The sequence below is a fragment of the Thermogutta sp. genome, from assembly GCF_014359955.1.
Classification (GTDB): domain Bacteria; phylum Planctomycetota; class Planctomycetia; order Pirellulales; family Thermoguttaceae; genus Thermogutta.
The window spans coordinates 1-7447 of the sequence record NZ_JACIYL010000149.1; the positions used below are offsets into that span (position 1 = coordinate 1).

Consider the following 7447-nt stretch of genomic DNA (forward strand, 5'->3'; position numbering starts at 1 on the left):
TTCGCAAAAAGGGGGCTCGATATTGAAGACTACGTGATAGAACTGGAGCATGGCAAACACAGGCTAAGGCCGGACGAAATCCATACCGGACCTGAGAACTGGAACAAACGCTGGCGCGAATTCTTTGACGAACACCCGGAGGCGAAGAAAGAAGAAATCCTCGAGTTCCTCCAGCGTTTGCGGGCCGAGTTTGGAATTTGAGTGGATGTGACCATGGCCAAAAGCGACGGTAAGTTTTGGCACCTTGATGCGCCCGAATCAACGAAGCGGCTTGCGGAGTGGGCAGACGATATGCATTACGAGTCCACGGTGATATGCCCGCTCCACGAAGGCCATCAACGGCCAGGTAAGCGGCAACCGAACCTGAGCATAGTGTTGCCGGGCAAGACCGTTGACGACGTGGATGACTTTGTGTGGACTTGGTATTCGGAATGTCTTGTACAAGATCACGTATTGGAGTTGTTTAGACGAGCTGGTCTCACGGGCTACGAGGTGAAACCTGTCACAGCCAAGTTCAAACAGAGTACGGAACCTCCACCGAGGTTGTGGGAGTTGGTGGTGACCGGCTGGGCGCGTATGGCGCCACCGGAGTCAGGGATTCGACTGGTTAAAAAATGTGATGCATGTGGATTACTGAAATACTCTGGTTGCGACAATCCGGAGCGGCTCATTGATCCTTCGCAGTGGGACGGGAGCGACTTTTTCATTGTGTGGCCTCTGCCGAAGTTTATCTTTGTCACGGACCGGGTGGCCAAGCTCATTCGCGAGAACCGATTAACTGGTGTAGTGCTGAAAGATCCGACAAAGTTAAAGTTTGTGTCTGACGGCTTTTCTCCAGGGCGGTTGTCGCGATGGATGCCGGAGGCTCGTGCCCGCGAGTTGGGGGGGCCTCTGGGTATCGACTGATGCCGAGATTCCGAGACCTGGGCCAGCGGCGGGACCTACCAAAACGCCACCTACGACGACTACACTTACCAGTACCAGTGGACGAAGATCTGGCAGGGCCAGGGGGATGGCAGCGTGACAAGTTCGGCCGCTAACAACGTCACGGGCATCGAGAACGGCTCCGAAAGCGGCTGGTCGACGCACACCGTGTCGGAGGGGAACGGTTCAAGCTCTGGCAGCGGCTCGGGTTCTGGCTCCGGGAGTGGCAGTGGCAGTGGTTCCGGAAGTGGTCCCGGCAGGGGCAGCGGTTCTTCGTCCAGTACCAGTTGGAGCACAAGCTGGAACCACTCCTACGACCACACGGTCACGTATCCCGGCTTTTATGACTATCGCTATTACGGCCAGGATTACGGCGGTGGCTCCGGCGAAGAGGATTATGTCGCCTACATGGGCGACGCTTTCAGCGAGGCTCCTTCCCCCGGCTCCAGCGGCGGCATGTTCCCCTTCGCCTATAACTATGAAGGGCAACAGTCTGCGCAGGGTCAGACCGCCGGTGAGACCTTGGCACTTGGGCAAAGCGTCGGACAACGGCAGAGTGTGACTGTTTTGCCGGCAGCGGCAGGCCAACCCGGGGTCGACGGCAGCATGTCCTATAGCGAGGCCGCGGGTGTCGGATACCACTACGCGCCTTCGGAGAAGCTGCCGCCTATAGCGGGCGGCAGGGACGCTTCCGGCGAAAGGGTCGTGACCGGGACGGCCGCCACCAGTGGCGAGGCTGAAGGCGGCTTCTGGGATTGGGTGCAGGGCGGCTTGGATGTGGTGGGGTGCATACCCGGTTTTGGCGAGCCAGCCGACGCAGTCAACGCGGTAATCTCCGTATTTCGCGGGGACTGGACGGGGGCGGGGCTGTCCGCGGTGTCCATGATCCCGGTGTATGGCGACGCGGTCGGCAAAGGTGGTAAGATTGCCCGCTACGTGGCAAAATACGGAGACGAGGCGGTTGCCGCTCTGGATGCCTTGCGTGGCGTGCACCGCCTCAAGGGCGTGGTCAGGTCTTTTGAAGGTTTGGCATCACATCGTGGAGCAGCGACCCAGCAACATCGCTCGCTTCGGTCCCGAGGCGATCCACAATACCGCAAACGTGTTGGCAGTGCCGAGAGAAGTCAACCAGAAAATCGCCGACTACTATTCGAGGAAGCGCCCATGGACAGGTGGCAAGACTGTAAGAGAGTGGCTCGACAGTCAAACGTACGAGGATCAAATGAAATATGGTCAGATGATTCTCGAGAAAGTAATCAAGGGTGAGCCGTTGCCATGAGGGGCTATATGAGATGGAGATAAATGACCTGGAGAAACTCGTTCAAGACTATCGCACCGCTGCTTTGCAGACCGGTCTCTGGAATGATGCGGAAAATGCAAACCAAGCCCACGATCGCCTACATAAACTGTACAAGATTTTACGTACGACTCCGGAGGGTCAAGAGGCAATTTCCAGACTTATGGCAGATTCGGACCCATACGTGCGTTTGTGGGCAGCCTCGCACAGCCTTTTTTGGAAACCCGATGATGCTCGGAAGGTGTTAGAACAGATCGCGGCTTGTGGCGGACTATTGGGCTTTGATGCCGAAATGGTTCTTAAGGAGTTCGACGCAGGCCGGCTCACCTTCGATTATTAGGCCGCGCCAAAAGGCTGGGCAACTGGCTGTTGCTTGCTTGCCGCCCGGATGCCAAGAATTTGGGCTCGATTATTCCCAAGCTTCAACATGGCCAGCCTCGGCCTGTGGGCAGGCGGACTCGCTCTACCACTCCGAGTGGGCGGATTACTGGTGGAGTGGGCCGGAGACCTGGGTCAGCGGCGGGACCTACCAAAACGCCACCTACGACGACTACACTTACCAGTACCAGTGGACGAAGACCTGGCAGGGCCAGGGGGATGGCAGCGTGACAAGTTCGGCCACCAACCGCGTCACCGGCATCGAGAACGGCACCGAAAGCGGCTGGTCGACGCACACCGTGTCGGAGGGCAGCGGTTCAAGCTCTGGCAGCGGCTCGGCTCCCGGCTCCGGGAGTGGCAGTGGCAGTGGTTCCGGAAGTGGTCCCGGCAGCGGCAGCGGTTCTTCCACCAGCAGCAGTTGGAGCGGCAGTTGGAATCCCTCGTACGACCACACAGTCACGTATCCCGGCTTTTATGACTATCGCTATTACGGCCGGGACTACGGCGGTGGCTCCGGCGAAGAGGACTACATCGCCTATGTGGGCGACGCTTTCTACGATAATCCCGGCTCCGATAGCGGCTTCTTCCCGTTTGCGTATAGCGGCGAGGGGGGCACGTACAGTATGATGCTCCTGGCCAGTCAGCACACAGACGCCAGCGGGTCATTCGAGGAACGTTTGGCTGGGGCCGGCGGCTACGGCGTCTCCGTGGTCCCGCCCGCCGGTGCCGCCAATCGCCAGGTCCCTGTGGCGAACGACGGGGGTCTTGAGCCGTTGCAGGATGGCGTTGCCCAGTCTGTGGATGGCAGCCCTTCGGGGCCGTCGATCGAAATCGGCAAAGCGACCGTGGCCGCGGGGACAAAGGCGGAAGGGAGCCGACCGCTGAGCCTTCAGGAGCGAAGATTCCTCGAGTACCTGTTCACGCAGATAATGCCAAGGCTGAAACAGGACGAGCTGTACGCGAAACTCGTCGGTACGCTCAAGCAGATAAGATTGTACGATGCGGGCTTGCGCACCGAATGGTACTGGATTAAGAACATACTGGCGCAGGCTATTCTGGCTTCTGATCCACAGGTCGGCGCGGTGACGTTAGGCTGGGACCAGTTCTACCGCGATGGGGAGTACCCTTCGCAGCCCGAGCCTAGGAGTATAGCCTTGATTGCCCACGAGACATTTCACTCTCTACACGCGCAGGACCTGGGCACCGGGCTATTCCTGATGGCCTACGGCATCGACAGCCTGGCCGCGTGGTGGTACGAGGGGGACGCGTACCGGAAGAATCTCTCGGAGATTCTCGGTTACGCGGTTCAAGACACGGTTAAGGACGTTTTGCGTAAATACCCAAATGGACTGGATTGGTTTGACCAGAACTCACCTCGATATGGGCAGATTCCGGCTGGTTTTGGTGATTGGGTTAGGCAGCGATTTCGAGAGAATCTCAACCGTTATCTCCAGAAAACGCCATAGGTGCCATCGTGTGCTGCTTAAATGATAGCGGATATCGTGTCGGGGTGGGTTGGGGCTCCTTAGCTGGTCTTCTGTTCATGGCAGGTTGCTGGTTTGTCCCACGTGATAGCTGGACCGCGGTGGAGGGCGTGGTCGTTGACGACGCGGGCGCCCCGGTGCCTGGAGCCACCGTCACGTTGCGACCCGAGCCGGGCCAAGAGAAGATAGCGTTTCCCGACTCGGTGAGCACGGATGAAAAGGGATGTTTTCGCCTCTTTCAGGGCCACGCGCCGGTTCGCTGCAATTTTATTGTCGAAGCGAAGAAGGAGGGATTTTTGGGTGCGACGATGACGGTGCAAGGGTGTCGGTCGCACCAGGTAAGGCTCGTGCTGGTTCCGGAACGTGCCAAGGCTGCCGCAACGCCGGGGAAGATGACGCACTGACGTGCGTGGCGGAAGCTTCCCCGCTGGCGGCGACCCGTGGCGGCCCAACGGCGGGCTGCCGGTCATCGGCCCGGTGGGTGCGGGCCAAGGAGGTAGCGCAAGGGCTGGCCAATATCGTCAACGGTGTTCAGGATTCCGTTGTTGGGATCCTTAACATCGGGGTGGGTGCGGTGAACACGATTGCGTGGGCTGAGGAGCGGGTGGGGATTCTCAACCCGGAGGACCCCATTCGGGTTCCCTACATTCCTTCCCCGGACTGGAGTCGGGGATTGATTACCCACGAGGCTGGTCAACGGGGCAGTTGGACAAACACCCACGGCTGGAGTAAATTCTTCGGAGCCACGGGGGTAGAATTTGCCGCAGGAGCCTGGGCAGGGAAAGCCAGTAAGGCCAAACAGGCTGTGGCACTTGTTCGAACTGGGAGACGTGCCTCCCGCCTAGGAATTAACGTTGAGACCTTGGAACTTACACAGACGGTCGCAGGTCATTTGGCTACCCGCCCGTACCTGCGATCGCGTCTGTTGATTCAGGAGATTATCGAAGCGGCTGAGCCGACAACGGATAGCATTGTATCCGGCGCGTGGCGTTGGGAGGTTCCGGGTAGCTGGAACGGAAGATAGGGTATTTATGAATTGGTGATTGACCCACACACAAATCGTATCCTCCATTTCTTATGGAGAGCGTTATGAACCGGTTTACATTCGTGCCGAGATGGGATATCGAGCCGTTGTCTGGATACCCGATCTACAGCATCAAAGATTACGCTTTCGACTTCGTACCGGCTAGCGAGTCCCAGTTTCAGGCTCGATTTGGATCGGCCGGGGAAGGAATACTGGTTACGGATACGGAACAGCTCATTGTGGGAATTGAAACAGGACTTCTTCTACATGTGTATGGCTATTCGCCCTATATGAAATGGAAAATGTGCGATCGCGTCCCACCATCCTCGCGTGGTGGAGGAGTGTGGGTGCATTGCGTTCGGCCATTGCTTTCGGGAGCGGGCGAAGACGTGCGCGAGCACTTGGGCGACGCGGTTTGGTTCAACCCGCAGGCGGGCTGGGTGTGCCTTGGCGATGTGTCATTTGTGCCAAGGGATTCTGCGGTAGAATTCGCTTCAGGTACCGTTGCAGTCATCGACGAGGGCCAGCTGCGGGCCGTCTGGGTACGGCCGGAGAACTGGCACCAAGTTGCGGCTTCGTACCTTGAGGGTGGAAGACGTCCTGTGGGGCAAAGGCCGAAACTATGACTTCGGAAAGTTCATGTCGGATTTGGGACCATGTCCTCTTGCCAAACGCGTCGGAGAACCGATGAGGTAGCGGTAGTGGATCCGGGGCAGGTCCTATAACGGCTAAAGTTCAAGTTCGGGCACGGGCTATTCCTCCAGCAGCAGTTGGAGCGGCAGTTGGAATCCCTCGTATGACCAGACGGTCACGTATCCCGGCTTTTATGACTATCGCTATTACGGTCGGGACTACAGCGGCTCCGGCGAAGAGAACTACATTGCCTATGTGGGCGACGCTTTCTACGATAATCCCGGCAGCGACACCGGTTTCTTCCCGTTTGCGTACAGCGACGAAGAACTCTTGTTTGGTCAGGGGCAAAATGGCGCTCAGCAAGCGACAAGCACAGAGGGGGCCGCAGTCGCTCGTAAACTTCTTTTTGCCCAGGTAGGGCATGCCCATGAGCACACCAGCGCGGCGAGCGGTAATCGCGATGCGCTGCCTTCGGTTGCCTGCGAGAAGGACATGCCTGGGATGGCCGAGGCGGTCGAGATTAAGACGAACGGCGAAGCGCATGCAGCGGGCGACGGCGGGAAGGCTTCGACGTGGCGCTGGTGGAACCCGTTCGCATGGTTCAATTGGGGGATCGACTGGAGCGAGGCGGTCGATGAGGAGCTTGCGATTGTCCGCCAATTGAATCAGACTTTTGGCACGAGGCATACGCGCCTTGACCAGTTTACTGCCGAAGAGCGGGCGAGGATCGAGCAAGCGCTGGGTCAGAAGTTCAACTGGGAAGCCGCTAGTGCGATCCGGGCCTCGGAGCTAGAACCGCGCGGCCATCAATGCGCCGTGCCACGATCTTGGTGGCGTCTATTCGCGTAATGTGTGTCTCAACGACGGGGACCACTTCCGTGCTTGATGCCGGCTCGATGTTCCCCCTCTTTACTTCAATCTTAAGCCCCGGCGGAAGGTTCGACGTAGTCGTGCGTCTAACCGCCCGCCACACAAAGCGGCGAACTTCGAGAAAGCGCCCATCTGCAAAAACGGCAACAGCTAGCTCGGGCGGTCCAGGCACTGTGCGAGTCCTCGCCTCAGGACTCGCACTGGTCGGAACATCGTCCGAAGCGGCCACTGCGCACAGCAGGACGGCAATCCATCCAACCTTCATGGGCATATAACCTCCTCTTCAACATCCCCCTGAATTACAAGTGCCCTTACGGGATACCGGAACAGTTTCCCAGGAGGCAGGTGTCAAAACTTTTATTGAAACCGATTCCCTTCCCGTAGCCGTAGAACCGTATACCGCCCGTTCCGGGGCCTGTGATCTGTGCGTAGGCTTCTGAGATAGTGCCTGTCCCCACGTCAACCGATGCGCAAAATCGTGCCGGGAAGCTCACGGCTCCCGCGATCGTTGCAGATAAGGAATAACCGGGAATATTTGCCCACCCAGTGATTCGGCCACCCACCGTAAGCGTAAATGAGTCACCCTCCCCGAACGCAACTCTCTTCATAACGACTCTCTTCTTGACCGTTTTCGGAAGTGCTTGTCAGAGAAGAACTTGCCGATTTCGAGACCCGTTCGGTAGGGGCAAATCATTCCAAACGATCTCGAACTATCGGTCGCGGTTTATACCGCCAAAGAGGGAGTAAAGTTGTTAACACGAGAGCGCGTTTTTCGAGGTATTGAAAGGTTGAAACGGCGGTTTACAAGCGGCCGGGGGAAAGGTGGCCAACTCCCAG

The 7447-nt window shown here is 58.1% G+C and carries 9 protein-coding genes; all 9 read left to right on the plus strand.

Features of this window, described 5'->3' with window-relative positions:
• Positions 1-201, plus strand: a 201-nt coding sequence (locus H5U08_RS06600) for a DUF2380 domain-containing protein (protein ID WP_297031456.1), incomplete at its 5' end; no start/stop codon positions are given.
• A 12-nt stretch (positions 202-213) separates the two neighbouring features.
• Positions 214-906 (plus strand): double-CXXCG motif protein, encoded by a 693-nt coding sequence (locus tag H5U08_RS06605; RefSeq protein WP_297031457.1) that lies wholly within the window; start codon positions 214-216, stop codon positions 904-906.
• 114 nt (positions 907-1020) lie between these two features.
• Positions 1021-2190, plus strand: a complete 1170-nt coding sequence (locus H5U08_RS06610; protein WP_297031458.1) for a hypothetical protein — start codon at positions 1021-1023, stop codon at positions 2188-2190.
• A 26-nt stretch (positions 2191-2216) separates the two neighbouring features.
• Positions 2217-2561 (plus strand): DUF2019 domain-containing protein, encoded by a 345-nt coding sequence (locus H5U08_RS06615; protein ID WP_297031460.1) that lies wholly within the window; start codon positions 2217-2219, stop codon positions 2559-2561.
• A 37-nt stretch (positions 2562-2598) separates the two neighbouring features.
• Positions 2599-4065 carry a hypothetical protein gene (locus tag H5U08_RS06620; RefSeq protein ID WP_297031463.1) on the plus strand — a complete coding sequence of 489 codons (1467 nt, stop codon included), beginning with the start codon at positions 2599-2601 and terminating at the stop codon, positions 4063-4065.
• Between the two features lie 77 nt (positions 4066-4142).
• On the plus strand, positions 4143-4487 hold the full coding sequence (locus H5U08_RS06625) for a carboxypeptidase-like regulatory domain-containing protein (RefSeq protein ID WP_297031464.1): 345 nt from the start codon (positions 4143-4145) through the stop codon (positions 4485-4487).
• Between the two features lie 5 nt (positions 4488-4492).
• The gene (locus H5U08_RS06630; RefSeq protein WP_297031466.1) at positions 4493-5107 is read left to right on the plus strand and encodes a hypothetical protein; all 615 of its coding nucleotides are present in this window, start codon (positions 4493-4495) and stop codon (positions 5105-5107) included.
• 65 nt (positions 5108-5172) lie between these two features.
• Positions 5173-5733 carry a hypothetical protein gene (locus H5U08_RS06635; protein WP_297031468.1) on the plus strand — a complete coding sequence of 187 codons (561 nt, stop codon included), beginning with the start codon at positions 5173-5175 and terminating at the stop codon, positions 5731-5733.
• 262 nt (positions 5734-5995) lie between these two features.
• Positions 5996-6589 carry a hypothetical protein gene (locus tag H5U08_RS06640; protein WP_297031470.1) on the plus strand — a complete coding sequence of 198 codons (594 nt, stop codon included), beginning with the start codon at positions 5996-5998 and terminating at the stop codon, positions 6587-6589.
• Positions 6590-7447 lie beyond the last annotated feature (858 nt).